This is a genomic window from Egicoccus sp. AB-alg6-2, from assembly GCF_041821025.1.
Taxonomy (GTDB): domain Bacteria; phylum Actinomycetota; class Nitriliruptoria; order Nitriliruptorales; family Nitriliruptoraceae; genus Egicoccus.
Genome location: NZ_JBGUAY010000002.1, coordinates 459,419 through 485,692, shown reverse-complemented (window position 1 = coordinate 485,692; position 26,274 = coordinate 459,419). Strand labels below are relative to the sequence as shown.

The window sequence follows — 26,274 nt, the reverse complement described above, 5'->3', positions numbered from 1 at the left end:
TCAACGTTGTTGACATTTCACCGACCCGGACCTACGGTCAACGCCGTTGACGATCTTCGCCCGGCGGCCCGCCGCACCAGGCGACTGGGCGGACAGGCCAGGGAGCCCGCCATGAACCTGACGTTGCTCGGAGCGACCGGTCGGACCGGTGTACCGCTCGTCCCCGACGCGCTGGCCCGCGGCCACCGCCTCACCTGTCTCGTGCGCGACGAGGGCAAGGCCGCCCGGCTGCTCCCGTCCGACGATCGCCTGCGCCTCGTCGTCGGCGATGCGACCGACGCGTCGGCCGTGGATGCCGCCATCGCCGGTGCGGACGCGGTCCTCGACGCCAGCGGCCCGGTGCGCGGCGGCCCAAAGCGGCTGCGCGCCGAGGTCGTCTCCCACGTGCTCCCGGCGATGCACCGCCACGGGGTGCGACGCCTGGTGTTTCTCACCGGGGCCGGGGTCCGCCTCGATGGCGACGTCCCGGGCGTCGCGGACCGCGCCATCCGCGGCCTGATGTCGCTGGTCCAGCGCGACATCCTCGACGACGGCCAGGCCGCGGTTGCGGCAATCACCGCATCGGACCTCGACTGGACCGTGGTGCGCGTCCCTCGGCTGGTGGACGCGGGTGGGCGCGGACGTGTGCGCACGGGCGGCCGTGTCGGTGACGGCTCGGGCACCACCCTCGGACGCCGCGATCTCGCGCGGTTCCTCCTCGATGAGCTCGAGCAGGGCACCTGGATCCGGCAGGCACCGGTGGTCAGCTGGTAGCGGTGCATCGCCGTCCCGCCCCCGGTCACGGCGGGTCTCGCCGCGGCGATCTCCTCTTCACGAGGCGGTGGGAATTGCTCCGGCCGTGTGCCGCCGCACGGGACCGCGCGGGACCGGACTCGACCTCTTGACGGCCTCGGGACGCAGGGCTACGGTCGAACCGCCGGATGGGAAAGCGCTTTCCGCAGCGACGGTTGGGGGCCTCGATGCGGGAGTCCGCCACGTCCGCAGCGGCCCGAAGCGGTCCCCCGAAGACAGCCAACGTTCGACGCGTGGCTGGCCGCCGGGCCTGGGAGACAGGGAGCCCTCATGCACACCACCATGCCCGGGAGACGCCTCAGAGCGTCGCTGGCGGTGCTCGTCACCGCGGCGATGACGCTGACCGGCCTCAGTGCCGTCGCGATGGCCGACACGCACGCAGACGTACTGAACGCGTCGACGATGGAGCCCGGCGTCCTCACCAGCAACGTCCAGGTCGGTCGATTCACCGTCACGGCCACCGAGAGCAGCCCCGTCGAGGTCGACGGAAACAACAAGACCGGTGGCGGCATGTCCTTCACCCAGCGGTTGAAGCTCAACGGCGGCGGGAGCGCGACGGCCCGTTCGGTGCGGTTCAGCACCGACGGCGAGGCGACGGTCCGGGTGTACGCCCTCAGCAGCAGTTCGAGCGCCGACCGCGCCCTGGCGCTGTTCCGCACCGACGGCACCGAGCTCGCCCGCGTCCCCGCCTACGGCGCCCCCAACGACATCCCCGAGGCGATGCTGATCGTCCCGGAGGCGGGTGACTACTACGTCGCCTCGCCATCCTCCGGCGTGAACATCTACTACCTCGAACTCGAGGGCGGTCCCCCACCGCAACGCCCCGCCTGGAACGACGTGGCCGACCCGACCATCACCGACGTGACCACGTCCGCCGGCGACATCGTCGTCGCCTACGACGGCGTCGTCGGTTTCACCGGTGCCGACCTCGCGACCGCGACCCTGTTCGACACCGATGGACAGGTGGTCGACACCAACATCTCCGGCACGCCTGGTGACGCCGGCAGCATCGCCCTGACCCCGGCCGCCTCCGGGAACTACGAGGTCCAGGTCACGTTGTCGCGTACCGACGAGGAGACGGAGAAGTCCTCCGAGCGCGTCGCCGCACCGTCGTTCACGCTGCCGCTGGCCACCGCCGAGATCCACACCGCACTCACCACCGCCATCAGCGACGGGCGCGCCACCGTCAGCCTGGCGTGGACCTCGGTCCCCGAGGCCGAGGGCTACCGGGTCGACCACCGCGAGGCCGGCACGACCGACTGGACCGCCGGCCCGAGCGTCACCGACGCCGAGGCCGACGTCGCCGACCTCAGCCCCGGCACCACGTACGAGTTCCAGGTGACCGCCCACCGCGGTGACGACACGACCACCTCGGCGCCTCACGAGGTCACGGTCGCCGACACCGTCGAGCGATGGCTGACCGCCCACGCCGGCATCAGCAGCCACGGCTCGGTGACCGAACTCGACGACGGCGCCCTGCTGTTCGACACGCGGGAGAACAACGGCAAGATCGCCGACTCCGAGGACGGCTTCCTCTACCACTACACGCGGATCGATCCCGAGACGGAGAACTTCACGCTCTCGGCCACCTTCGAGGTGATCGATGCCAGCAACAAGGACAACCAGTCCGGCTTCGGCGTGATCGCGGTCGACACCTTCGTCCCCGGCGACCGCTCGGCCCGTTACTTCAACAACGCCGGGGCGATGACGGCCAAGCATGCACGGACGACCGACGGTTCGGTCTCCTACCGCTACGGGATCCCGGGCCTGAAGATCGTCACCGGCTACACCGACCGCCCCGACGTCTCCACACCCGACCGCGACATGACGCGCTCGGTGCCCTTCGACTGGAACTACCGGGAGGACATGGTCGAGGGATCCAACGCCAACCCGCCGAAGTTCCGCGACGGCGATGTGTACGAGTACACGTTGCGCAAGTCCAACACCGGCTTCCACGCGCTCTGGAGCCACGACGGCGTGACCGAGGAACTCATCGACTACGACCCCGACCTGCTGCTGCAGCAGGACGGAGACGACTACTACGTCGGCGTGTTCGTCGCCCGCAAGATCGTGGTCGAGGTGCGCGACATCGAGTTCACCACGATCCACCCGGACGACGACGACGCCCCCCTGGAGCGGCCGACGACCTACATCGAGCCGACCCTGACCTCCGACGTCACCCGCACCACGCCGCACGACACGCTCGACATCCCGTTCGTGTCCAACGTCCGCGGCGAGGTCACGCTTCGGGACGGTGCCGGCGAGGTCGTCGGCACCGCCCCGGTGACCCCCGGCGAGCGGGTTTCCCTGACCGCAGCGTTGGAGGACGGCGCGAACGAGTTCGTCGCCGAACTCGCGCCGGCGCCGCGCGAGGAGCAGCCCCAACTCGGCGCGTACGAGGACCTGTCCTCCTACGACGTCCACACGACCGACCTCACCATCACGGTGGCCCGGTTCGGCCAGCCCGGTCAGGCGATCCATGTCGCTCCGGACGGGAATGCCGACGGCGACGGGACCCCGCGACGTCCGCTGGACCTGCACACGGCCATCGGTTTCGCCCAGCCCGGCCAGCAGGTCGTGCTGAGGTCAGGTACCTACCGGCCGACCCGGGCGATCACGATCGACCGCGGCAACGACGGCACCGTTGACGCGCCGATCACGCTGATGTCCGAACCCGACGGGCGCGCGACCCTCGACCTGTCCGACTCCTCCTCCGGCGGCATCCGGCTGCGCGGTGACCACTGGCACCTGTACGACCTCGAGATCACGGGGTCCCGCGGCTACCAGAAGCCGCTGCTCGTCTCGGGCCACCACAACGTGGTCGAGCGGATCGAGTCGCACCACAACGGTGACACGGGCGTGCAGATCTCGGGCAACGAGAACGAGCCCTACGAACTGTGGCCGTCGCACAACCTCGTGCTGTCCAGCGTGGCGCACAACAACGCCGACCCGCTGGCGAACGACGCCGACGGCTTCGCCGCCAAGCTCACCGTGGGCGACGGCAACGTGTTCCGCTACTGCATCGCGCACCACAACATCGACGACGGCTGGGACCTGTACGCCAAGTCGACCACGGGCGTGATCGGCAACGTGGTCGTGGAGCACTCGGTGGCGTACCGCAACGGCTGGCTCGAGGACGACGAGTCGCTCCTCGGCGAGGGCAACGGGTTCAAGCTCGGCGGCGAGAACATGCCGGGCCAGCACGTGCTGCGGAACTCGGTCGCGTTCGACAACCTCGCCAAGGGCATCACCTCCAACTCCGGCCCGGACGTGCGCGTCGTCGACGTGACCGCCTACCGGAACGGGCTGGTGCTGCCGGCGGCCAGCGGGATGAACCTGCAGCTGACCACCAGCGCCGCCCAGACCGACTACCGGGCCACCGGCGTGCTCTCGTACGTCGCCAGCCAGGCCGACCAGGTCAACCTGCGCGGCCAGGACGACGACATCACCACCGATCCGTCGAACTTCCTCACCTACGCCGGGTCGGGAAGCCGGGACGCCAGCCGCAACTCCGAGGGCGTCCGCGTGGCCGACGACTGGTTCGCCAGCCTCGACACCGAGGTGGTGCGTCCGGAGATCGCCGCGGACGGCAGCATCGAGATGCACGGTCTGCTCGAGCTGACCGACCAGGCGCCCGAGACCACCGGTGCCCGCCTGGCCGCCAACCCGAACCCGACCTCCATCACCCTGTTCCCGCCGGTCGGAACCGCGCAGCCGGGTCCACCGGCGCACGTGCCGGGTCCCCCGCCACACCAGCCCGGCCCTCCGGCGCACACGCCGGGACCTCGCGTCCGCTGACCGCCTGACGGCCCAGGTCGGTCACGTGTCGGGTCGGCCCGGTGAGCGCTCAGCTTGCCGGGCCGACACGACGCGGACAACCGCAAAACTCGAGGAACACCGCCTTGTGTGCGCTGGTCGGGCTGCTGATCGGTAGCGCGACGTTGATCCTGCTGCCCGAGCTCGGAGGCATCTCCGGACGCGTGTCGCCCACGCCAGGAGCCTCTGACCGCGCTACCGTGCCGGTCGGTGGCGGTGCGCGGGTCCCAGCCCGTGCGGTGGACGGGGACGGGCCATGCACGGCGAGGCACGTGACCTCTCGGAGGTCGGTGAGCAGTGGCTGAGCGCGCTCGCGCGGGTCTCGCCGGACCTTCTCTGCGCCATCGACCGGGACGGCTCCTTCCGCGCGGTCAACCCGGCCTGGCACCGGCTGCTGGGCTGGTCGGCCGAGGACCTCGTGGGTCGCCCCTTCGGCGACTTCCTGAGCGAGAGCGACCGCCGTCGCACCTGGAGCCTGTGGGAGTCGGACGTGTTGGCCGGCCGCACCGTCGGTGACTTCGAGAACCGGTGGCCGACCCGCGACGGCGGGCACCGGTTCATCAGCTGGTCGGCCGCACTCGACGCGGAAACCGGACTGGTGTTCTGCAGCGGGCGTGACATCACCGGCCGGGTCGAGACCTTCGTCCGTGTCGCCCACGACGCCCGGCTGCTGTCCGCGGCCGAACAGGCGGCCGGCATCGGGGTGTGGGAGTGGGAGGTCGCGCACGACAGCGCCTATCTCTCCGACGGGCTCCACCAGATCTTCGGCACCGACCCGTCCGAGCCGTTCAGCTTCGCGCAGCTGCTGGAGATGGCGGTGCCCGAGGACCGCGAGGCGCTCGAACGTGACGTCGGCGACGCGCTCGCGCACGGCACCTCGTTCAGCACCGAGTACCGGCTGCGGCGCCCGGACGGTCGCGAGGTCGTGGTGTGGGAGCGGGGCGAGTCGGTCGTCGACGAGGGCCGCACCGTGCGCATGTTCGGCACCGTCAAGGACATCACGGCACAGCGTGCGACCGAAGCCGAGCTGCGCCGGGCCGCGGCGTTGGAGCAGGAGGCCGCCGAACGCCTGCGGGGCCTCGACGAGCTCAAGAACGCCTTCCTCAGCGCGGTCTCGCACGAGCTGCGCACCCCACTCGCGGTGGTCCAGGGGATGGCCAACACCCTGCAGCGCCTGCGCGGTCGACTGCCGACGGGCCGGCGGGACCAGATCGAGGACGCGCTCGCCGACCACGCGGAGCGGATGCAGCGCCTGCTCGACGACCTGCTCGACGTGGACCGTCTGGCGCGTGGCACCCTGTACGCGGAGCCGGAGTACGTCGACGCCGTCGACGTGGTCCGGCGCGCCATCGCCTCGTCCGACCATCGTGCGCTGGTCTCGCTCGACGCGCCGGAGCACCTGCAGGTGTGCGCCGACCCCGTCCAGCTCGACCGCATCCTGGTGAACCTGCTGACCAACGCCGCCAAGTACGCGCCCGGGGCGGAGGTGTCGGTGTCGGTCGAGCGTTTCGGCGCCGAGGGCTGCCGCCTGGAGGTGTCGGACAGCGGGCCCGGGGTCGCCGCCGACGACCTGAACCAGCTCGTCCAACCGTTCTACCGCGCTGACGACCAGCACCCGAGTCCCGGCACCGGCGTCGGGCTGGCACTGGTCGCCGAGTTCGCGCAACTGCACGGCGGACGCGCCTGGGTCGAGCACAACGTGCCGAGCGGCCTGCGCGTCGTCGTCGAACTGGCCGGCATCGGCATCGGCGGCGACGGGCATGCCCACCTCACGCCGAGCGGCTGACGCCGGAACGAGGATGGCGGGCCGGCGCGGGGAATGATCGCCTTCACCGAGACGGGGAGTGGGTGAAAGCCGCGTCCCGCGCCGGCCCGGAGGTGCGCCGACGTCGGGGGTGCGTCGGCCATGTGGTGATCATGGGCGCGATCCCGTGAGGGCGGTATCAGGATTTCGCGTCACGCCGTATGGAAGCGGTGAGGATGCGATCGGCGTCAGGCCGTCGACGGCCGGACCCGCAGCCAGCGGTAGCCGTAGCCCTCCAGTTTCAACTCGAGTCGTCCGTTCTCGAGCTCGAGCGCCTTGCCGTCACTGCCGAGCAGGTCGACCACCTCCGAGGCCCCGGTGTCGGGAACCGCGACGCGCAGCTCCCGAGGCGACGAGGACAGGTTGTGCAGGGCGAGAACGCGCCGCCCCTCCCAGTCGCACTGGTGGCCGAGCACCGCGTCGTCACCGGTGTCCAGCAGCTGCCAGGCGCCCCAACCGAACTCGGGCGTCTCGCGGCGGCGACGGATCAGGCGCTGCATCCAGTTCAGCAGCGAGTCCGGGTCCCGTTCCTGGTCGCTGACGTTGACCGCCAGCGGACCGAACTGCCCTTCGGTGACGGGCCGCCGCAGGCGCGACGGGCGGGCGTCGGAAAAGCCGGCATTCTTTCCATCGGTCCACTGCATCGGGGTGCGGACGCTGAGTCGTCCCTCGATGTCGAGGTTCTCCCCCATGCCGATCTCCTCGCCGTAGAACAGCACGGGGCTGCCCGGCAACGAGAACATCAGGCTGTACACGAGCCGCAGGCGTTGCTGGTCGCCGTCGAGCATCGGCGGCAGCCGTCGGCGCAGCCCACGACCGAACAGCTGCATCGACTCGTCGGGGCCGAACGCGGCGAACACCTCCTCGCGTTCGTCGTCGCTGAGCTTGTCGAGGGTGAGCTCGTCGTGGTTGCGCACGAAGATCGCCCACTGGCTCTGCTCGGAGACCTCGGGGAGTTCGCGCACGGCCGCGGCGAGCGGACGGGCGTCCTGCCGGGCGAGGGACAGGTAGAGCTGCTGCATCAGCGGGAACGCGAACAGCATCTGGATCTCGTCGGCCTGCTCGTCGCCGAAGTACGCCACGAGTTCGTCCGTTGGCAGGTTCACCTCGCCGAGCAGCACCGCGTCACCGCGTCGCCGCGCGATGAACGAGCGCAGGTCCTTGAGGTAGGAGTGCGGGTCGAGTTGCAGCTCACCGTCGATGCCGCCCGTCTCGAGCAGGTAGGGCACCGCGTCGACGCGGAAGCCGTCGACGCCGAGCTCGAGCCAGAACCCGGCGATCTTGGCCATCTCCTCGCGCACGGCGGGGCTGGCGATGTTGAGGTCGGGCTGATGGCCGTAGAAGTGGTGCAGATACCACTGCTGCGCCTGTTCGTCCCACGACCAGATGCTGTCCTCGGCGTCGGGGAACACCACCTCGGCGTCGGGTTCGTCCTGCGGCTCGTCCTGCCACACGTAGTAGTCGCGGAACCTCGAGTTGGCGCTGCGACGCGCCGTCCGGAACCACGGATGCTGGTCCGAGGTGTGGTTGATGACCAGGTCGATGATGACGCGGAGCCCACGGTCCTTCGCCGTGCGGACCAGCGCGACGAAGTCGCCGAGGGTTCCGAGTCGGTCGTCGACGCCGTAGTAGTCGGTGATGTCGTAGCCGTCGTCGCGGTTGGGCGAGGGATAGAACGGCATCAGCCACAGGCACGTGATCCCGAGGCCGGCGAGGTAGTCGATCCGTTCGGTCAGACCGACCAGGTCACCGGCGCCGTCGCCGTCGCTGTCACGGAAGGTCTCGGCGTCGAGGCAGTAGAAGACGGCGTTCTTCCACCACAGGTCGGCGGTGCGGGCGGTACTCACGACGCGTTCCTCTCGGCGCCGGTCGACATCCCGTTCCCCGTCAGATGTGGCAGCACGTGCTCGGCGAAGGCGTCGACGAACTCGTCCTGCCGTTGTCCGACGTGGTGCAGATAGAGCCCGTCGACCCCCAGCGCGGCGATCGCCGACAGCCACTCCACGTGCTGGTCGAGGTCGGCCGAGACCAGGACCGGTTCCCGGACGGCGTCTGGCGTCACGTGCTCCGCCGCGGCGTCGAACTGCTCGGGAAAGGCGAGGTTCCACGCCAACTCGGACGAGAAGACGTTGCTGCGCCACTGGTCGTGGGCGATGGCGAGCGCCGTGTCCTCGTCCGGTGCCCAGGACACATGCACCTGGACGTACACCGGCTTCCCGTCGCCCCCGCCGTCGCGGAAGGCGCCGATGACCCGCTCGAGCGTGTCCAGCGGCTGGTTGACCGTGATGAGGCCGTCCGCCCAGCCACCGACGATGCCGGCGGTCTGCGCGCTGACCGCGGCCCCGACCAGAGCGGGCATCTGCTCGGGCAGGCTCCACAACCTGGCACGGTCGACACGGATCAGCCCGTCGTGGGTGACCTCCTCCCCCGCCAGCAGTGCACGCATCACCTCGACACACTCGAGCAGGCGCGCGTCACGCGTCGGCTTGTCGGGCCAGCGGTCGCCGGTCACGTGCTCGTTGACGTTCTCGCCGGAACCGAGGGCCGCCCAGAACCGCCCGGGATACATCTCGCCGAGCGTCGCGATGGCCTGTGCGGCGATGACCGGGTGGTAGCGCTGGCCGGGGGCGGAGACGACGCCGAACGAGACGTCGGTCGCCTCGAGCGCCGCCCCGAGCCACGACCACGCGAAGCCGGACTCCCCCTGTCGGGCGCTCCAGGGCGCGAGATGGTCCGAGCACATCGCGGCCTGGAAGCCGGCGGCCGTGGCGTGACGAACGGCGGCCAGGGCGTCGCTGGGCCGGAGTTGCTCGTGCGATGCGTGGAAACCGACGGTGACCATGCCCACCTCCTGCGGTCCGTCGCGTCACGCTAGAGCGGTCGGCGGCGACGGCAGCACGGCCATGGGACCGGGCCGGCCATGATCCGCAGGGAGGTGGCGAGGCCCTGCCTACGCTGCCACCCACTGGCCGCAGAAGAGGACGGACCCGTGCTCTACCTCGTCGCAACGCCCGGCCAGCAACTGGCCGCCGGCACCGAGGGCCCCTGGACCGAGGTCCGTCCCGTCGAGGCCGGCCTGGCGTTCGTCGACAGCGACCAGCACCGCTCGGCCGTCTACCACGCCGTCAAGGACGCGTTGCCGGCCGGCGCGCCGCTGCTGGTGGCCGAAGTGCACGAGGTGCCCAAGTGCAGGGGACTGGCGCCCGGCGCCCTTGCCTGGGCTCGGGCACGCCTGCCACGGTGACGACGGGCCGAGCTTGGCTCACGGTCGTCCGAACGTGACGGGCACCTCATGGTGGGGCGCGACCAGCCCTACGGTGGAGCCGAGACGGGGAGCACCGCCATGGCCGACAACGGACCGGGCACACCACGGCCGGGCGCCGACCGCGAGAACGAACCCGCCTTCGCCCGTCGCGGCTGGATCATCGCGGTGGCCGTCGGACTGACGGTGGTCGGCACCTGGCTCGCCGGTGTCGTCGGCCTGCTGCTCGCGGTCGTCGTCGCGGGCGTCTTCCTGCTGGTCGCCAGCCGCTGACGCCGGCGGCGCGTCCAACGCGCGACCGGTCGCCACCCTCGGCACGCCGTGATGCCGGGGCGCGGCCGTGGTGCGGAGCGGAGGTGGACCTCGGGCTGGCCGCACAGCCGTCGGCTCGCGCCACCGCGTGCGCGTCCGCTGCCGGCTCGCCGGTAGGTTTCCGGCGCAGGCGAGCGTGGCGGAATTGGCAGACGCGCTGGGTTTAGGTCCCAGTGGCCCACAAGGCTGTGGGGGTTCGAGTCCCCCCGCTCGCACGACAGCCGGGCGACCAGTTCGCGTCAGCGAACGGGCACGGCACCGGTCAGGGAGCAGACCTCGTGCCACATGGCCGGGCCGGGGTCCGCCGCCGGGCTCGCCTCGCGGTCGACGTCGCTGCGGCACTCGTCGATCACCTCGACGAGGAGGTCGCGCAGCCGCACCGCCGGATCGGGCACACAGGCTTCGGCGATCCCCTTCACGGCGACACCGACGATCCTGGGTGCGGTGTATCGCGGGAAGTCCTTCGGCGAGCTCCGGATGCCGTTGGTGAACCGGCGCGCCCAGGCGGCCGCGTCCGGCACCTGCGCCAGGGCCTCGCGGGTCGTCGCGTCCATGCTGCCGGGCTGGCGTCCGTCGAGGTCGTCCAGCAGCCGCTCGCACGTCAGCAGCGCCACCGCCAGCATGCGCTGACGCTCGAAGGCGACGACGGGCAGGGCGGCCACGGCGCACCGCCGGGCGATCCGCACCGTCACCCGCGGGTCGTCGCTGGTCAGCCCGATCACGGACGGGATCAGTGGCGCCAACTGCGGCCGCGCCTCGTCCGACGTGCAGTCGTTGACGGCGCGGGCGACGGCGGCGAGCAGCGGATGCGTGCAGGCTGGATGGTCGCTCCAGCGCTCCCCGGCGAGATAGGACGCCAGTTCCATGAAGCAGGCGCCCTTGCGCGGGTTGCGGTGCCGTCCCCGCGACAGGACCGGCAGCCGGTCGGGGACAGAGAGGTCGGTCATCGCCACGAGCACCTCCGGCATCCAAGCTGTCGCACCAGTGTGCGACGCCGACAGCTCGACCGCCATACCGCCGTGCGTTCGACGTGACGTCGTTGCGACGACGAGGCGTCGAGCGCGCTGTCAGGCGACCGGTTCCGCGGCCTGCCGCCGTCGGTCGAGCCATCTCATCACGGGCGTGGCGGCCGCCCCGTGCACGATCACCGACAGCACGATGGTGAAGCCGACGACGGCCCACAGGTCGAGTTGCTCGGGCGTGTACTCGCTGCCGAGTGCGTACGAGAGGTAGTACACCGATCCGATGCCGCGCACCCCGAACGCGGCCACGGCCCAGCGCTCCGCGCCCTGCAGCTCCGGCGCACCGGCGAGCGACAGCCAGGCGAGCACCGGCCGGATCACGACGACCAGCGCCACCGCGACCGCCACCCCGGCCCAACTGAGCTCCACCAGCAGCCCGTCGCCCATGGCCGCACCCAGCATCAGCAGCAGCACCAGCGTCAGGATCGCCTCCAGCCGCTCGACCAGCTCGTGCAGCTGCCGGTGGTAGCCGTGCCCCCGCTCCACCGAACGGATCGCGAGTGCCGCCGCGAAGACGGCCAGGAATCCGTACCCACCCACGAGTTCGGTCAGCCCGTAGACCGCGAAGGTCGCCGCGATCGCCAGGAGCGGATTGCCCCCGTCGGCGATCCGCAGCGGGCCGGCCGTGGCCCGAAACGCCATCCGTCCCAGCGCGGCGCCCGCGAGCCAGCCGACCACGGCGCCGACGACGATCTTGCCGACCAGCGTCCACAGCACCCACTCGAGCAGCCAGTCGCCGAGCGGACCGCGGTCCATCAGGAACAGCCCGAAGTAGACGAAGGGGAACGCGAACGCGTCGTTGAGCCCGGCTTCCGACGTCAGCGTGAACCGGACGGCGTCCTCCTCCGGGTCCTCGTCCTCGGTTCCCCGCTGGTCCTCGAGCGTGCCGCCGCCCTCCTCGACGGTGGGCGGCGCAACCTGCACCTCGGAGGCCAGCACGGGGTCGGTCGGCGCCAGCACGGCACCGAGCAGCACCGCCGCCGGGACGCTCAGCCCGACCGCCCACCAGCCGACGAGGGCGACCCCGCCGATGCACAACGGCATCGCGATGACGAGCAGTCGCCACGTCGGCCCCCAGGTTCGCCACCGCAACGGCCGGTCGATGGCCAGGCCGACCCCCATGAGCGAGATGATCACGCACGCCTCGGCGATGTGGGTGGTCGCCGTCGCCTCGAGGACGTCGTCGAGCGGGTCGTCGCCCGGGATCAGCACACCGGCGAGGACGCCGACGGCGAGGACCACCATGGGGACCGAGAACGCGCGACCGTGCAACACGCGCGGCAGCACCGTCGCCAGCAGCAGGCCGGCACCGCAGACGAAATAGATCAGTTCGGCGCTCACCGGCGGGACGATAGGCCGGGCGGCCCCCCGAACCGCGCCACCTCGGGGCCGAGCGCCCATGGCCGCCGGCGTGCGGTTCAGCCCGGCGTGCCGCCCGCGAGCAGTTCGGCCAAGTGCACCGATCGTCGGCCGGTCAGGTCGGCGACCTGGGTGCGGCAGGAGAAGCCGTCGGCGAGGACGACCGCGTCGCGGCCGGCGGTACGCAGCGCGGGCAGCAGCGCCGACTCCGCGATGCGGACCGAGACGTCGCGCCGGCCGCGCGTCATGCCGAAGTCGCCGGCCAGACCACAACAACCGCCGACCTGTTCGACGGTGGCGCCGCAGGCCGCCAGCAGCGCCCGGTCGGCGTGCCACCCCATGACCGCGTGGTGGTGACAGTGCGGCTGCGCCACCACGGTGACACCGTCGAGCCGTGGTGGCGTCCATGCCGGTCTCCGGCTCGCCAGTACCTCGGCCAGCGTCCTGGTGGCGGCCGCGACCGTGCGGGCGGCCGGGTCGTCGTGGCCGAGCAGGTGCATCGCGTCCTGGCGCAGGACCGCGGTGCACGAGGGCTCGAGGCCGAGCACGGTCAGCGCGCCTCCGGACCGGTCGATCTCGGCCGCGAGATCATCTACGAGGCGACGAACGAGCCGCCTGGCGGTCGCGAGCTGGCCCGTCGAGATCCAGGTCAGACCGCAGCACTGGTCCGGGCCGGTCAGCCTGACCGTGAGTCCGGCCGATTCGAGGACCTCGACGGCCGCCCGCCCGACCCGCGGGGCGAAGCGTCGCGTGAAGGTGTCCACCCACAGCAGCACGTCGCCGCCTTCGCCCGGCGGCCGTTCACGTGCTTCGAACCAGGTCTGCAGGTCGTCGGTGGTGAGTTCGGGAACCCGGCGCCCTGGGTCGATCCCGGCGACCTGCTTCGCGAGCCGAACGAGCCGTGGGCGCCCCATGGCCCACGCCGTCGCGCGCGGCACCCGTGCCGCCAGCCGGGCCCACCGGGGCAGCCAGCCGAGCGAGTAGTGGGTTCGCGGCCGCAGACGCCGACGGTAGGTCTGGTGCAGCACCTCGACCTTGTAGGTCCCCATGTCGACACCCGTGGGACAGTCACTGGCGCATCCCTTGCAGGCCAGGCACAGCTCCAGTGCGTCGTGCACCTCGGGCGACGACCAACCTCCCGCGACGAGCCGGCCGTCGACCATCTCCTGCAGCACCCGGGCACGACCCCGCGTCGAGTCGCGTTCGTCGCCGGTGGCCAGGTAGGAGGGGCACATGACCCGACCGGGGGCCGCGTGCGTGGTCGTGCACCGGCCGATGCCGGTGCAGCGATGGACCGCCGCGGCGAAGTCGCCACCGTCCTGGTCGTAGTGCAGCGCCAGGCCGTCGGTGAGCCGGTGCCCGCCGGCCACGCGCAACTCGGCATCGACGGCGGCGGGGCGCACGAGCACACCCGGATTGAGGAGGTCGTCGGGATCGAGCAGGCCCTTGAAGGCGGCGAAGGCCGCGATGGCGTCGGGGCCGTACATCGCCGGCAACAGCTCGCTGCGGGCGCGTCCGTCACCGTGCTCGCCCGACACCGTGCCACCGTGCGACGCGACCAGTGCGGCTGCGTCGGTCAGGAAGCCGCGGAACACCGCCCGACCGCGTGGCTCGTGGAACGGGAAGTCGATGCGGACGTGGACGCAACCGTCACCGAAGTGGCCGTAGGGCACGCCCTTCAGGCCGTGGTGCTCGAGCAACCGGTCGAAGTCGCCGAGATAGGCGCCCAGCCGGGCCGGCGGGACGGCCGCGTCCTCCCAGCCGGCATGGGAGGGGGTCGGTGTCGCCCGGGCGACGAGTCCCGCTCCGTCCTCACGGATGCGCCACAGCTCCCTCGCCTCGGCCGGATCGGTGATCGTGCGGTGGTCCCGTGCGCCCGCGTCCGCCAGGAGCGCCGGCACCCGGCTCATGAGGTCCCCGACCGATTCGCCCGCGAGCTCGACGACCAGCCATCCGCCACCGTCCGGGAGGTCCGGGACCCGGCCCCGACGCGACCGCACCACGTCGACGATCCTCGCGTCCATGCCCTCGATCGCGACCGCGTCGTGCCCGAGCAGGCCGGGCGTCGCCTCGGCCGCGGCCACCATGTCCTCGTAGCCGAGCACCACCAGGGCGGTGACGGCCGGCTCGGGGACCAGCGCGAGGACGGCGGCGGCCGTCAGTGCGCAGGTCCCTTCGCTGCCGACCAGCGCACGGGCCAGGTCGCTTCCCCGTTCGGGCAGCAGGTGGTGCAGGCCGTACCCCGAGACCTGCCGGCTGAAACGGTCGAGTTCGGTCCGGATGACCTCGCCGTGCCGCTGCGCCAGGGCGAGGGCGGCTCCCGCGAGCGGCGACGACGGAGATGGATCGGCGGTGGCCAGCAGCCGCTCACCGGTCCCCGCGACGACGTCGAGCGCCACCACGTTGTCGACCGTGCGTCCGTAGCCGAGGGCCCGCGAGCCGCAGGCGTTGTTGCCGATCATCCCGCCGAGCGTGCACCGGTCGTGGCTCGACGGGTCGGGCCCGAACCGCAGACCGTGGAGCGCGAGCACGCGCTGCAGGTCGTCGAGCACCACGCCCGGCTGGACCACCGCGTGCCGCGCCTGCGGGTCGAGCTCCAGGACGCGGTCCATGTGGCGGCGGACGTCGAGCACGATCCCGGGACCGATGGCGTTGCCGGCGATCGAGGTCCCCGCTCCACGGGCGGTGACCGGCACGCCGAGCGAGCGGGCGACCTCCAGTGCGGCCGCGAGGTCGTCGGCGTCGTGGGGGAAGGCGACGACCGTCGGCGGCACCCGGTACAGGGAGGCGTCCGAGGAGTACTCCGCGCGCCGTCGTGTGCTGGTGTCGACGTCACGGACGCCCGCCCTGCGCAGCGCCGCGGCCACCTCGTCCGGGCGGCGGCCCGCGGCATCCATCGAACGTTCCTCCCGGGCCGGTGCCGTGCGGTCCGGGCACCGTACAGTGGCCCGTCGCCACCACCTCGGTGCAGCGTGGGCACGACGACGGACGGGGACGACGTGAGGTACGGACTCATCGGCACCGGCTACTGGGCCGCGGAGATCCACGCGCAGGCACTGGCCGAGGCCGACGACGTCGAGTTCGTCGGCGTCTGGGGTCGCGACCGTGCCAAGGCCGACGCGGTCGTCGAGGCCCGCGACGTTCGCGCCTACGACGATCCGGACGAGCTGTTCGCCGACGTGGAGGCGGTGTCGTTCGCCGTCCCGCCGGACGTGCAGGCCGACCTGGCGGTTCGGGCGGCGCGAGCCGGCTGCCATCTGCTGCTCGAGAAGCCGGTCGCGCTGTCGACCGCGGCGGCCGGAGAGATCGTCGACGCTGCGGCGCGGACCGGCGTCGCGTCGGTGGTCTTCCTGACGTCGAGATTCGTGCCGGGCATCCAGCGCTGGCTCGAGGACACCGCGGCCGAGTCCGGCTGGCTGGGCGGACAGGCGACCGTCCTCGCGGCGCTCGACACCCCTGGCAACCCCTTCGGCAACTCGCCCTGGCGGCGCGAGCACGGGGCGCTGTGGGACGTCGGCCCGCACATGCTGTCGCTGCTGCTGCCCGTGCTGGGGCCGGTCGAGGACGTCCGGGCGGCCCGCGGGCCCGGCGACACCGTCCACCTCGCCCTTCGCCACGCCGAAGGTGCCTCGAGCCAGCTGACGTTGAGCCTGACCATGCCCGAGCCGGCGACCGGCCAGCGCGTGGTCTTCTACGGCGAAGGGGGCTGGCGGGAGCTTCCGACCGGTCTGGCCTTCGACGCCACGCAGGCGCTCGGCGAGGCGATCCGGGCGCTGCAGGACGCCGCCGACACCGGTCAGGCGCACGCGTGCGACGTGCGGTTCGGCACCCGCATCGTCGAGATTCTCGAGGCCGCGCAACGCGATCTGGGTTGACGGGCCACCCGTCGACCGCCCGGCGAGCGGTCGCGGCGTCGCGCAGCCGGGAGGATCGTGGCTAGGGTTCGCGGCGCAATGCGCCTTTTCTGAGGAGATCGACGTGCGGGATCCGGCGGGCCCTCCGGCCCGGGTGGCGCACTTCGCCGAGACCGCACGCGGCATTGCGTCGACGGTGCTCGCCGAGGACGCCGACAAGGTCGACGGCGAGGCGCAGTGGCCGGCCCGGGGACTCCACGCGCTGGGCGAGGCGGGACTGCTCGGGCTCAACGTGGGGACCGACGTCGGAGGCCACGACGAGGGACTGCTCGCACTCGCCGTCGTGACCGAGGAACTCGGTCGGGAGTGCGGCTCCACCGGGCTGGTCTTCGGCATGCACTGCGTTGCCGCCAAGGTCATCGACGTCAAGGCGACCGACGCCCAGAAGGAGCGCTATCTCGCGCCCATCGCCGCCGGTCGGCACGTCACCTCGCTGGCGCTGTCCGAACCCGGGACGGGTGTCCACTTCTACCTGCCCCAGGTCACCTACCGGCGGGACGGGGACGACTACCGCGTCAACGGCTGCAAGTCGTTCGTGACCAGCGGCGGGCGCGCGGACTCCTACGTGCTCAGCGTCGTCGGTGAGGGCAGCGAGCTCGACCCGGGCACGTTCTCGTGCCTGCTGCTGGACGCCGGAGCCCCGGGCGCCACCTGGCAGCAGGAGTGGAACGGTTTCGGGATGCGTGGCAACAGCTCCCGCGGCGTCGTGCTCGACGAGGCGAGGGTCCCGGCCGCCAACCTGCTCGGCGCCGAGGGCGACGAGACCTGGTACGTGTTCGAGGTCATCGCGCCGTACTTCATCGTGGCGATGGCCGGCGCCTACCTCGGGGTCGCCCGCAGCGCCCTCGAAGCCACGATCGAGCACGTGCGCAAGCGGACCTACGAGCACACCGGCGAGCGGATCGGTGCCAACGACATCATCGCCCACCGCCTCGGCGGGCTGTGGTCGACCGTCGAACGCACCCGCCAACTGCTCCACCACGCCGCCGCGCTCGGCGACGCGGGTGACCCGGCCGCGCGGCAGGCGCTGTTCGCCTGCAAGGCGGAGGTCGCCGAGGCCGCGGTGCACGTCGCCAACGAGGCGTTGACGCTGACCGGCGGCATCGCCTACCAGAGCAACAGCCGCCTGACGCGTGCGCTGCGTGACGCCAGGGCCGCCCACGTCATGTCGCCCTCGACCGACCTGCTCCGGACCTGGCTCGGCCGTTCCCTGCTCGACCTGCCGCTGCTGTAGCGATGTCGCGCATCCTGGCCCTCGACTCCGGTACCGGACCGCTGGCGATGCTGGCCGCCCGCGGCGACACCGGGCTCGAGGCGGTGACCGACCTCGACGGCTGCCTGGCGGCGCTCCAGCGCGGCCGGCCGGCCCCCCTGCTGGTCGCCATCGGTTCGTCCTGGTCCCAGCCGCTGACCGCCGCCCGACGCATCCGGCGTGCGAACGGCACCGTCGGTCTCGCCCTGCTGGTGCCCGAGGACCAGGTCGACGTGGCGCGCACCAGGTTGGCGCTCGCTCCGGAGATCACCAACGCCGTCGTGGTCGCGGGTGACACCGACGACGCGCAGCTGCGGATGACGCTGGACGCGGTGGCCACGTCCGCCTCGCGCCGCGCCCAGCTGCGCCGGGCGCTGGACACCATCAACCGCGACGTCCTCGACGCCCCGCCGGTGACGGCTCCGGAGGCCGTGTCGCCGATGTCCGAGCAGTACCTCAGCGCCCTGATCGACCACGCCCCCGACCTGATCCTGAGCGTGGACGCCGGCGGCCGCATCGTCACCCTCAACGAGTCCGGGGAGCGCCTGCTCACCACGAACCTGCAGACCGTGGAAGGACGGCCGCTGGAAGCGGTCCTGGCCACCGCCGACCCCGCCGAGGTGGTCGAGATGCTCGCGGCCGCCGACGCGTCGCGATCGCAGGTCCGCCGCGAGCTCGCGCTCGAACGTCCGCCCGAGGCGCCCTTGCTGCTCTCGGTCACGGCGGCCCCGATGACCGATGGCGAGGGATCGATCGTCGGCCACGTCGTCATCGGGCGTGACATCACCCGGGAACGGCAGAGCGAGGAGCGCCTGCGCCACCTGCAGCAGGCCGAGAGCCTGGCCACGTTGGCCGGCGGGGTCGCCCACGACTTCAACAACCTGCTCGTCGGCGTCCAGGGCTGGGCCAGCATCGCCCGCGCGAGCACCGACGACCCCCAGATGGTCGACCACGCGCTCGAACAGATCCTCGAGGCGAGCGGCCGGGCTGCCGAGCTGGCCCGTTCGATGCTCGCCTACAGCGGGCGCGGCAGCATCGAGCTGACGACCGTCGACCTCAACGACCTCGTCACGGGCATGATCCGGCTGCTCCGCTCGAGCGTCCCGCCGAAGACCCGCCTCGAGGTCGCGCTGGACGCGGAGGTGCCCCAGGTGCGCGCCGACGCGACCCAGCTACGCCAGGTGCTGATGAACCTCGTCATCAACGCCTCCGAGGCCATCGGCGAACAGGGCGGGCAGATTCTGGTCACCAGCGGCACCCTCGACCTGGCCGGCGACGCCGCGCTCACCCATCCCACGCGCCTCCTGCCACCCGGCTCCTACGTCATCGTGGACGTCGTCGACGACGGTCCCGGCATGGACGACGAGGTGCGCCAGCGGATGTTCGCCCCGTTCTTCAGCACCAAGTTCGCCGGACGCGGCCTCGGTCTCGCCGCCAGTGCCGGCATCGTCGCGGCGCACGGCGGCGCCATCGACGTCGACAGCGCCCCGGGCCAGGGCGCCCGCTTCCGGCTCCTGTTGCCCTTCCCCGGCCAGGCCACCGGATGACGACCGCGACGGAGGGGACGGTTCTCGTCGTCGACGACGACGCCATGGTGCGCCAGGTCACCGCCCTCCTACTCCGCAAGGCCGGCTACGAGGTGGTGCAGGCCACCAACGGACGCGAGGCGGTGGAACGCGTCACCGAGCAGGCGGACGCCCTCGACGTCGTGCTCCTCGACGTGATGATGCCCGTGATGACCGGACACGAGGCGTTCCCGCGCATGCGGGCGGCCGCGCCCCGGCTGCCGATCGTGTTCTTCAGTGGCTTCGACCAGAGCGAGGTCGCCGAACACCTGGTCGACCCCACGGCGCACACCGCGTTCCTGCCCAAGCCCTACACCGACACCGACCTGTACGACGCGATCGCCCAGGCCGTGGCCAGCCGCCGCGCCTGAGCGGGCCGTCAGCCCTCGTTGTCGGCCATCGGTCGTGCGCGTGCCCGCTGGGACCAGATGCGCAAGCCGAGCCCGTCGAGCGCGGTTTCGACGTCGGCCAGGTCACCGGCCACACGCAGCTGCGGGGGTGTCAACCGGATCAGGGTCGGGGTCAGCAGAATCTTGTCCGCCTCGGCCTCGTCGGCGTGCGCACGCACGTCGAGGATCTCGACGTCGTAGTCCAGGCCGATCGAGGCGAACACCTCGTGCAGGTTGCGCTCCACGGCCGCGGTCTCGGGGGCGTCGCCGTGGACGTACAACCGCAGCTGGAGTCGGAGCTGATCCGGTCGGTCCACCCTCACCTCCCGTCCGTCGTGATATCCAGTGACTCGGTACCCGTGGTGGCTCAGGCACTCGTGCCGATGACCTCGACCTCGTCGGGGCCGAGCTGACGTGGCGCACCGGCGAGCACGCCCGAGATGTTGCGCAACGCCTCACCGATGTGCATGCCGGTGCCGTCGATGGTGATCTCGCGGATGTCGCGGTCGTGCGCGGACCCCCGCATCTTGAGCACCGAGATGGCGCGTTTCACCTCCCCGTGGATCTCGACGTAGCGCAGCAGGATGATGGCGTCGGTCAGGGTCGAGATGTGCGACTCCGTGACCGACGCGCCCCCGGTGAGACTGGGCGTGGTCGCCGTGTACAGCCCGGTGACCTGGCGTTCCTTGAGCATCGAGGTGATGCCGATCACGAAATGGCGGAACCCCCGCGGGGTCGATGCCCGCTCGAGCGCCGACAGCGAGTCCAGCGCGAACCGCTGCGGGTCGAAGTCGCGCACCGCGTCGGTGACGGCGACCAGGTGCTCCTCGAGCGAGGCGGTCTCGGGATAGGCGGCGACGATCCTCAGCAGCCCGTCGCGCTCCATCTGCTCGTAGTCGACCCCCCAACCGCGGGCGTTGCGGATCAGCTGGGCCCGGCTCTCCTCGAACGCGAACAGCAGGCAGCGCTCGCCGTTTCGAGCCCCGCCCTTCATGAACTCCGTGACCGTCAGCGTCTTGCCCGTACCCGTCGCGCCCGACACCAGGCTGATGGAGTCACGGAACGGACCGCCGCCACACATGTCGTCGAGGACGTCGTTGCCGGAGTCGATCCGGTCGGCCCGCGACCGCAGGCTCGTCAGCGCCGAGTCGGCCAGCGGGAGCGCCACGATGCCACGGTCGTTGATGATCGCGAACGGGAACTCGCCCTTGCGGTGGGTCGTGCCGCGGAACTTCAGGATCTGCATGGTCCGGCGCGCGGCCTCGTCCTCGAGGATGTTGCGCAGCAGTACGACGTCCTCGGCGACGAACTCCTCGACCCCCCAACGGCTGACGTCGCCATACTCGGTCGTGCGCTCGACCGTCATGACCGAGGTGACGTCGAGGTCGCGCAGGGCGCGGACGAGGCGCCGCAGTTCGCGGCGCACGCGACCGCCGTCGGAGAACTCGCTGAAGACCGCGCCGAGGGAGTCCACCACGACACGGGTGGCGCCGACGGCTTCCACGGCGCGGGTGATCCTGGCCATCAACGCCCCGAAGTCCCACGACCCGGCCAACGTGAGCTCGTGCTCGGGATCGGGCGAGGCGTCCACGAACCGCCACTTGCCCGCCTGCTCCCACGCTTCGACGTCCCAGCCGAGCGAGATCAGGTTGCGGCGCAGGTCGAGCGGCGTCTCCTCGAAGGTGACGAAGACACCGGACTGGTCGAACTCGGTGATGCCGCCCGCCAGGTACTGGGACGCGAACAACGTCTTCGCCGAGCCGGCCGACCCGGCGACGAGCGTCGTCCGGCCCTCCGGCAGGCCACCGTGGGCCATCGCGTCGAAGCCCGGGATCCCCGTGGGAACCTTGCGGACCGGGGTGATTGACATGGCACACCCATCGAGGTGACCGCGTCAGCCCGGGCGGCTCTCGCATGCGGCTCCGGTCGCCGCCCGACAGCCTAGACGGACAGCGGTGCGCCCGGATCGGGCCACCGAGGTGTCCGTCCGTACCTGCGCGCGCAACCACTCGACCCGCGCCCGCTCCGGCCGACGGGAGCGCGAGTGCCCCGAGGTGCGATGGCGTGAGAAGCGAAACGACGATGGACCGGCGCGAGGCGCCGGTCCCGCGCGAGCTGCGCTCCGCCGTGCCGTTCGCCACCCGCGACTGGCGCCGTGACCACGGCACCCACGCCGACCCGGAGGCGCTGCTGCTCGCGGACGCGATCGACGAGGGCCGGCTGCAGGTCGTCTACCAGCCCGTCGTCGATCTGTCCTGCGGGCGCGCCGTGGCGGTCGAGGCGCTGGTGCGACTGTCCGGCCCGCTCGACCCGCCGCTGGCCGCCGCCAGCGGCATCGTGCGCGTCGCGGAGCGGTCCGGGCTGATCCAGGCCCTGGGCACCGACGTGCTCGTGCGCGCCTGCGCGCAGCTCGCCGCCTGGCGGCGGCAACCCGAACTGGCCGCGTTGCGGCTGCACGTCAACGTCTCGCCGCTCCAACTCGGCTCCCGCGCGTTCGTCGAGCTGGTGCGACGCACGCTGGCCGCGACGGCGCTCCCCGCCGGCTGCCTGGTCGTCGAGGTCACGGAGACGGCGGCGTTCGACCACTTGAGCGACGGCTCGCAACTGCACGCGCTGGCCGACCTCGGCGTGGGGATCGCGCTGGACGACTTCGGCACCGGGTTCGCGACCCTGGACCTGCTCGCCTCGGCTCCGTTCACGATGCTCAAGCTGGACCGCTCGTTCGTCGCGGCCGTGGGCACCACCAGCGGACCGGCCCGCGGGCGGGCGCTGGTGGTGCAGGCGGCGATCGGCCTCGGCACCTCCCTCGGCCTGGACGTCGTGGCCGAGGGCATCGAGCACCGCGAACAGGTCGTGCTGCTTCGGGAGTGGGGCTGCGAACTGGGTCAGGGCCACCTCTACGCCCCGGCGAGCGGCGACGCCGAGCTGCGCGACTACGTGGCCGGACACCAGGAGTCCGCCGTCGAGCCGGCGGCCAGCCTGATCGGGGCCCAGGCACTCGACCTGGCCGCGATCATCGCGGTGGCCGTGGTGGCGGGCGACCCCCGCCCGGGGTCTCTGCGGGCCGACGCGGTCGAGGCCGCCCGGATCGTCGGGTTCGCGCTGTCGCTGACGCGCGCGCGCGTCGACGTCATCGGCCTGCTCGCGGCGCTGGTCGGCACCGGTGACCTGCTCCAGGTGCTGCGCACGATGCACGCGGTACCCGCCTGGCGGGAGCTCGAGGAAGCCCTGTCGCAGGCGCCGCGGTTGGCCGTCGACGTCCATCCCGGCGCGGTCGCCGCCGCCGTGGCCCGCCTCGCGGTCGCACGCCGCGTCGGGCGCCCGCTCGAGGACGCGCTCGACGACGTGCTCGACGACGTCGCGCTCCGCGGGCACCTGCTGGAGCGCCTCGATGCCTGGTGGCACGAGCCGGCGACCTCCCCGCCGCCGCTCCCCGTCGTCCGGGAGTTCGAACAACGGGTCCGTGGCCGCGACGACGCGGCCGAACGGCTGCGCGGACTCGTCGGTGTCGCCCGCGCCATCGGCTCCGACGGCGAGTTGGCGGACGTGCTCGAGATCGCGGCCGACGCTGCCCTGGGCGCGATGGGGGCGGCGTCGCTGTCGATCTCCCGCTGGGACCGCGAGGCGGCGGAACTGCGCACCGTCGTCAACGTCGGCTGGCTCGGCCCCGACGAGGAACGCCGGCCGACGGCCGAGCACTACTCGCTCAAGGAGCTGCCGGCCTCGTCCCGGCTCGTGCTCGAACGACGGGTACTGCTCACCGCCGTCGACGACCCCACCACCGAACCCGGCGAGCGCGACATCCTGCGGCGGCTGCGCAAGGGTTCGGCCGCCGGCGTGCCGATCGTGGTGGAGGGCACCGTCTGGGGCGAGTTGTACGCCACGACGGCGGAGAGCTCCCCGCCCTTCACCTCGGCCGACATCCCCTACGTCAGTGCCGTCGCGGGCTTCATCGGCTTCGCGATCGCCCGCGCCGAGCACCTCGGCAACCTGTCTCGGCTGGCGGGCGAGGACCCGCTGACGCGTCTGGCCAACCGCCGGCGCCTCGAGGACTTCGCCGCATCGCAGCTGGCCCGCAGCGACACCGGCCACGTCACCGCGGTCATGCTCGACGTCAACGGCCTCAAGGAGATCAACGACGTCTACGGCCACGCCGCCGGTGACGAGCTGCTGATCACGGTCGCCGACGCGCTCAACCGCGTGGCGGTGACGCAGTCCGAGGCGCTGGCGGCGCGGCTGGGCGGCGACGAGTTCTGCGTCGTCCTCGCTGGCGACGCGGACGACGCGCTACGGATGGTCGAGCGCTTCTTCGAGCTCCTGCGCGCCGCCCCCACCCGGCAGCCGCAGGTGTCGGTCGGCGTGGCGGCCGCGCGATCGGACGACCACTCGTTCACGGACCTGCTGGCGCGCGCCGATGCCGCGCAGTACCGCGCCAAGGCGTCGGGGGTCGCCGTCGTGTTCGACGACGGCGCCGACGACCGCCCGATCCCGTCCAGGCTGCTCCACGACGACCCGACACCGGACCAGCGTGTGCGAAGCGAGCGGCCCGGCCGCTCGGTCGACGCTTCCCTGGGGCGCTGGAGCCGGGCGCTCGCCGAACGCGGCCCGGCGGTGCCCGGCCTGCAGCTCGTCGGCGAGGTGGCACTCAACCTGTTCGATCTCAACCGCTGGACGCTCAGTGTCGCCCAGCCCGACTCCTCGGTCCTGACGATCCACGACACCCACCTCCGCCGCCGGCGTCCGCGGGCGCCGCTGGCCCCGCCCGAGCCCGACGAGCAGTACACCATCGACGACTTCCCGATCACGGCCGCCGCGTTCGTGGACGGACAGGGCTTCGCGGTCAGCAGCGACGACCCGGCGGCCGACCCCCAGGAGGTCGCCGTCCTCGAGGCCGACGGCTTCCGCTACGTCGTCGGCCTGACCGAGACCATGCCGGACGGCACCCGCTGGCTGCTCGAGTGCTACGGCGACGAGGACAGCCGGCCGATGCAGGAGGTGGTGCCGCTCGTCGAGGCGCTGGCATCGCGTACCCTGCAACGACGCGTGCGCTGCGCCTCCTAGCGCCGACGGCCCTTCGAGGAACACCCGTGAACCTGCACGTCCCGGAGCAGCTGCCCTCCGCGCTGCCCGACTACCTACCCGGACGCATCCACGTCGTCGAGCCGGAGCGCTGGCCGACGGGCGCGTGGGTGACCAACGGCGTGCGCGTGTCCGTCCCCCGCTACGGCCTCGAGGTGTTCGTCCGAAACGCCGACATCGACCCGGAGCGGGTCCGTTGGCACACCCGCCGCACGGTGCACCCGCTGGAAGCCTCGTACGTGTCGCTGTTGCACGACCGGCGCCTGTACGTGCTCAAGGGCCACCACGTCCTCGCCGCCCATCTCGCGGCCGGCAGCGACCGCATCCCGGTCCAGCTGTTCCGGCAGGCGCCGGTCACCGTCGCACCGTCCGACGACGAGCCGGGGACGCTCATCGACACCGGACGGCCCCTGCTGCAGGTGGCGGCGGCGCCGGTTCCGGTCGGCGTCGCCGGCAACTAGCCCGTCGAGGCGTCGAGGTGGCCGGCCGCGAGGGCGCTGGCCAGCGACGGGGCCAACGGCAGGCGCGGGATCAGGGTCGCCTGGAGCGCGTGGTAGAGGTCGGGCTTGCCGGCCCAGACGCTGGCGGCCGGGCGGTTGTCGGGGTCGAGCTCGTGCCGCCACGACCCGGCATCGCGGTCGAGCAGGTGGTCGTCGGCGTAGGACCACCACGCCCGGTACGACGCGGCGTAGTCCTCCACGCCGGTCGCCCGGTACAGCGCGGCGGCCGCGTTGGTGGCCTCGGTGACGACCCAGTGGAGCCGGTTGCGCACGACCGGTTCGCCGTCCCAGTCGGTGGTGTAGACGAACCCCGGGGACCCGTCGACGGCCCAGCCGTCGTCGACCGCGCGCTCGAACAGCGACGCGGCGTCGCTGCGCAGCTGCGAGTGCACGCCGTCGAGGGCTGCTTCGAGGTGCAGCGCCAGCCGGGCCCACTCGAAGGCGTGGCCGACGGTGGCGCCGTACGGGCGGAACGGGTGGCTCGGCTGGTCGCGGTTGTACGACAGCATCGGGCGCCACTGCCCGTCGAAGTGTTCCGGCAGCCGCCAGCCGTGCCCGCCGGCGCCGGCGTGGACGAAGCGGTGCACGATCCGGTCGGCACGCTCCAGCCAGACCCGGTCGCCGGTCACGTCCGCGGCCGCGAGGTAGGCCTCGACGGTGTGCATGTTGGCGTTGGCGCCGCGGTAGGGCTCGAGCTCACCGAACGCGGGGTCGAGGAACACGTCGACGACCGCGCCGTCCTCCTCGTCCCAGAAGTGGCGTTCCTGGACCTCGAGGGCGTTGTCGAGCAGCTGCTGACCGCCCGGACGGTCGGCGACGACGGCCGAGGTCGCCGCCAGCAGCACGAAGGCGTGCTCGTAGGCGCCCTTGGTCGGCGCCGTGGGGCCATTGGTGTCGACCGACGCGAACCAGCCGCCGTTGGCGGTGTCGTGCAGGCGCCCGTTGAGCGCCTCGAGTCCGTGGTCGACCAGCGCCGAGGCCCCCTCGAAGCCGAGCAGGTGCCCCAGTGCGTAGACGTGGGTCATCCGGCAGGTGATCCACAACTCGACGTCGCGGTCGGTGTCGGCGGTGCCGTCGTCGCGGAGCCACGCGAAACCGCCGGCGGGATGCCGCCCTACGGTTCCGAAGCGCAGCAGGCGCTCGGCCTCCGCCTGCAACCAGGCGGCGTCGTATGCCCCATTCCATGCGCTCATGCGCTCTCCCTCGAC

The 26,274-nt window shown here is 72.2% G+C and carries 19 protein-coding genes and 1 tRNA gene; 12 read left to right on the top strand and 8 right to left on the bottom strand.

Going from position 1 to position 26,274, the window contains the following annotated elements; translation table 11 throughout:
* Positions 1–111 precede the first annotated feature (111 nt).
* The 3 genes from ACERMF_RS04800 to ACERMF_RS04790 all read left to right on the top strand — a co-directional run bounded on the left by ACERMF_RS04800 (position 112) and on the right by ACERMF_RS04790 (position 6,394).
* Positions 112–753, top strand: a complete 642-nt coding sequence (locus ACERMF_RS04800) for an NAD(P)-dependent oxidoreductase (RefSeq protein WP_373667884.1) — start codon at positions 112–114, stop codon at positions 751–753.
* A gap of 309 nt (positions 754–1,062) precedes the next feature.
* Positions 1,063–4,590, top strand: a complete 3,528-nt coding sequence (locus ACERMF_RS04795) for a right-handed parallel beta-helix repeat-containing protein (RefSeq protein ID WP_373667883.1) — start codon at positions 1,063–1,065, stop codon at positions 4,588–4,590.
* Positions 4,591–4,864: 274 nt separating this feature from the next.
* On the top strand, positions 4,865–6,394 hold the full coding sequence (locus ACERMF_RS04790) for an ATP-binding protein (protein ID WP_373667882.1): 1,530 nt from the start codon (positions 4,865–4,867) through the stop codon (positions 6,392–6,394).
* Between the two features lie 206 nt (positions 6,395–6,600).
* On the opposite strand, the gene ACERMF_RS04785 is transcribed toward ACERMF_RS04790, so the two are convergent.
* Both ACERMF_RS04785 and ACERMF_RS04780 read right to left on the bottom strand, forming a co-directional pair.
* Positions 6,601–8,259 carry an alpha-amylase family protein gene (locus tag ACERMF_RS04785; protein ID WP_373667881.1) on the bottom strand — a complete coding sequence of 553 codons (1,659 nt, stop codon included), beginning with the start codon at positions 8,257–8,259 and terminating at the stop codon, positions 6,601–6,603.
* Positions 8,256–9,254: a TIGR03885 family FMN-dependent LLM class oxidoreductase gene (locus ACERMF_RS04780; protein WP_373667880.1), complete on the bottom strand. Its 999-nt coding sequence runs from the start codon at positions 9,252–9,254 to the stop codon at positions 8,256–8,258. The genes ACERMF_RS04785 and ACERMF_RS04780 overlap by 4 nt, the downstream gene beginning before the upstream one ends.
* A 147-nt stretch (positions 9,255–9,401) precedes the next feature.
* Between ACERMF_RS04780 and ACERMF_RS04775 the strand changes: the two genes are divergently transcribed.
* The 3 genes from ACERMF_RS04775 to ACERMF_RS04765 all read left to right on the top strand — a co-directional run bounded on the left by ACERMF_RS04775 (position 9,402) and on the right by ACERMF_RS04765 (position 10,201).
* Positions 9,402–9,656: a hypothetical protein gene (locus ACERMF_RS04775; RefSeq protein ID WP_373667879.1), complete on the top strand. Its 255-nt coding sequence runs from the start codon at positions 9,402–9,404 to the stop codon at positions 9,654–9,656.
* Between the two features lie 99 nt (positions 9,657–9,755).
* On the top strand, positions 9,756–9,947 hold the full coding sequence (locus ACERMF_RS04770) for a hypothetical protein (protein WP_373667878.1): 192 nt from the start codon (positions 9,756–9,758) through the stop codon (positions 9,945–9,947).
* Between the two features lie 169 nt (positions 9,948–10,116).
* A tRNA-Leu gene (locus ACERMF_RS04765) sits at positions 10,117–10,201 on the top strand.
* A gap of 24 nt (positions 10,202–10,225) precedes the next feature.
* Here ACERMF_RS04765 and ACERMF_RS04760 read toward each other — a convergent pair.
* The 3 genes from ACERMF_RS04760 to ACERMF_RS04750 all read right to left on the bottom strand — a co-directional run bounded on the left by ACERMF_RS04760 (position 10,226) and on the right by ACERMF_RS04750 (position 15,264).
* Positions 10,226–10,933 carry a hypothetical protein gene (locus tag ACERMF_RS04760; RefSeq protein WP_373667877.1) on the bottom strand — a complete coding sequence of 236 codons (708 nt, stop codon included), beginning with the start codon at positions 10,931–10,933 and terminating at the stop codon, positions 10,226–10,228.
* 120 nt (positions 10,934–11,053) lie between these two features.
* Positions 11,054–12,349, bottom strand: a complete 1,296-nt coding sequence (locus ACERMF_RS04755) for a cation:proton antiporter (protein WP_373667876.1) — start codon at positions 12,347–12,349, stop codon at positions 11,054–11,056.
* Positions 12,350–12,426: 77 nt separating this feature from the next.
* Positions 12,427–15,264, bottom strand: coding sequence for an FAD-binding and (Fe-S)-binding domain-containing protein (locus ACERMF_RS04750; protein WP_373667875.1), 2,838 nt, complete (start codon positions 15,262–15,264; stop codon positions 12,427–12,429).
* A gap of 102 nt (positions 15,265–15,366) precedes the next feature.
* On the opposite strand from ACERMF_RS04750, the gene ACERMF_RS04745 reads away from it, so the two are divergent.
* The 4 genes from ACERMF_RS04745 (at position 15,367) to ACERMF_RS04730 (ending at position 19,469) form a co-directional block, all read left to right on the top strand.
* Positions 15,367–16,242 carry a Gfo/Idh/MocA family protein gene (locus ACERMF_RS04745; protein ID WP_373667874.1) on the top strand — a complete coding sequence of 292 codons (876 nt, stop codon included), beginning with the start codon at positions 15,367–15,369 and terminating at the stop codon, positions 16,240–16,242.
* A 103-nt stretch (positions 16,243–16,345) separates the two neighbouring features.
* Positions 16,346–17,515 carry an acyl-CoA dehydrogenase family protein gene (locus ACERMF_RS04740; RefSeq protein ID WP_373667873.1) on the top strand — a complete coding sequence of 390 codons (1,170 nt, stop codon included), beginning with the start codon at positions 16,346–16,348 and terminating at the stop codon, positions 17,513–17,515.
* Positions 17,516–17,517: 2 nt separating this feature from the next.
* The gene (locus ACERMF_RS04735; RefSeq protein ID WP_373667872.1) at positions 17,518–19,080 is read left to right on the top strand and encodes a nitrogen regulation protein NR(II); all 1,563 of its coding nucleotides are present in this window, start codon (positions 17,518–17,520) and stop codon (positions 19,078–19,080) included.
* Positions 19,077–19,469 (top strand): response regulator, encoded by a 393-nt coding sequence (locus ACERMF_RS04730; protein WP_373667871.1) that lies wholly within the window; start codon positions 19,077–19,079, stop codon positions 19,467–19,469. The genes ACERMF_RS04735 and ACERMF_RS04730 overlap by 4 nt, the downstream gene beginning before the upstream one ends.
* 8 nt (positions 19,470–19,477) lie before the next feature.
* Here the strand turns inward: ACERMF_RS04730 and ACERMF_RS04725 are convergent, their stop codons facing one another.
* Both ACERMF_RS04725 and kaiC read right to left on the bottom strand, forming a co-directional pair.
* Entirely contained in the window at positions 19,478–19,804 is a 327-nt protein-coding gene (locus ACERMF_RS04725; RefSeq protein WP_373667870.1) for a circadian clock KaiB family protein, read from the bottom strand.
* A 50-nt stretch (positions 19,805–19,854) separates the two neighbouring features.
* On the bottom strand, positions 19,855–21,357 hold the full coding sequence (gene kaiC, locus ACERMF_RS04720) for a circadian clock protein KaiC (protein WP_373667869.1): 1,503 nt from the start codon (positions 21,355–21,357) through the stop codon (positions 19,855–19,857).
* A gap of 194 nt (positions 21,358–21,551) precedes the next feature.
* On the opposite strand from kaiC, the gene ACERMF_RS04715 reads away from it, so the two are divergent.
* Positions 21,552–24,548, top strand: a complete 2,997-nt coding sequence (locus ACERMF_RS04715; RefSeq protein WP_373667868.1) for an EAL domain-containing protein — start codon at positions 21,552–21,554, stop codon at positions 24,546–24,548.
* Between the two features lie 26 nt (positions 24,549–24,574).
* The gene (locus tag ACERMF_RS04710; RefSeq protein WP_373667867.1) at positions 24,575–25,027 is read left to right on the top strand and encodes a hypothetical protein; all 453 of its coding nucleotides are present in this window, start codon (positions 24,575–24,577) and stop codon (positions 25,025–25,027) included.
* Here the strand turns inward: ACERMF_RS04710 and ACERMF_RS04705 are convergent.
* A complete protein-coding gene (locus ACERMF_RS04705; RefSeq protein ID WP_373667866.1) occupies positions 25,024–26,259 on the bottom strand; it encodes an AGE family epimerase/isomerase in 1,236 nt (411 codons plus the stop codon). The two genes, ACERMF_RS04710 and ACERMF_RS04705, sit on opposite strands and share 4 nt — an antisense overlap.
* Between the last annotated feature and the right edge of the window lie 15 nt (positions 26,260–26,274).

Coding starts and splice junctions, on each gene's coding strand:
- ACERMF_RS04705 (WP_373667866.1), bottom strand. CDS start 26,259: ATGAGCGCATGGAATGGGGCATACGACGCCGCCTGGTTGCAGGCGGAG.
- ACERMF_RS04795 (WP_373667883.1), top strand. CDS start 1,063: ATGCACACCACCATGCCCGGGAGACGCCTCAGAGCGTCGCTGGCGGTG.
- ACERMF_RS04790 (WP_373667882.1), top strand. CDS start 4,865: ATGCACGGCGAGGCACGTGACCTCTCGGAGGTCGGTGAGCAGTGGCTG.
- ACERMF_RS04730 (WP_373667871.1), top strand. CDS start 19,077: ATGACGACCGCGACGGAGGGGACGGTTCTCGTCGTCGACGACGACGCC.
- ACERMF_RS04760 (WP_373667877.1), bottom strand. CDS start 10,933: ATGACCGACCTCTCTGTCCCCGACCGGCTGCCGGTCCTGTCGCGGGGA.
- ACERMF_RS04770 (WP_373667878.1), top strand. CDS start 9,756: ATGGCCGACAACGGACCGGGCACACCACGGCCGGGCGCCGACCGCGAG.
- ACERMF_RS04750 (WP_373667875.1), bottom strand. CDS start 15,264: ATGGATGCCGCGGGCCGCCGCCCGGACGAGGTGGCCGCGGCGCTGCGC.
- ACERMF_RS04735 (WP_373667872.1), top strand. CDS start 17,518: ATGTCGCGCATCCTGGCCCTCGACTCCGGTACCGGACCGCTGGCGATG.
- ACERMF_RS04800 (WP_373667884.1), top strand. CDS start 112: ATGAACCTGACGTTGCTCGGAGCGACCGGTCGGACCGGTGTACCGCTC.
- ACERMF_RS04780 (WP_373667880.1), bottom strand. CDS start 9,254: ATGGTCACCGTCGGTTTCCACGCATCGCACGAGCAACTCCGGCCCAGC.
- kaiC (WP_373667869.1), bottom strand. CDS start 21,357: ATGTCAATCACCCCGGTCCGCAAGGTTCCCACGGGGATCCCGGGCTTC.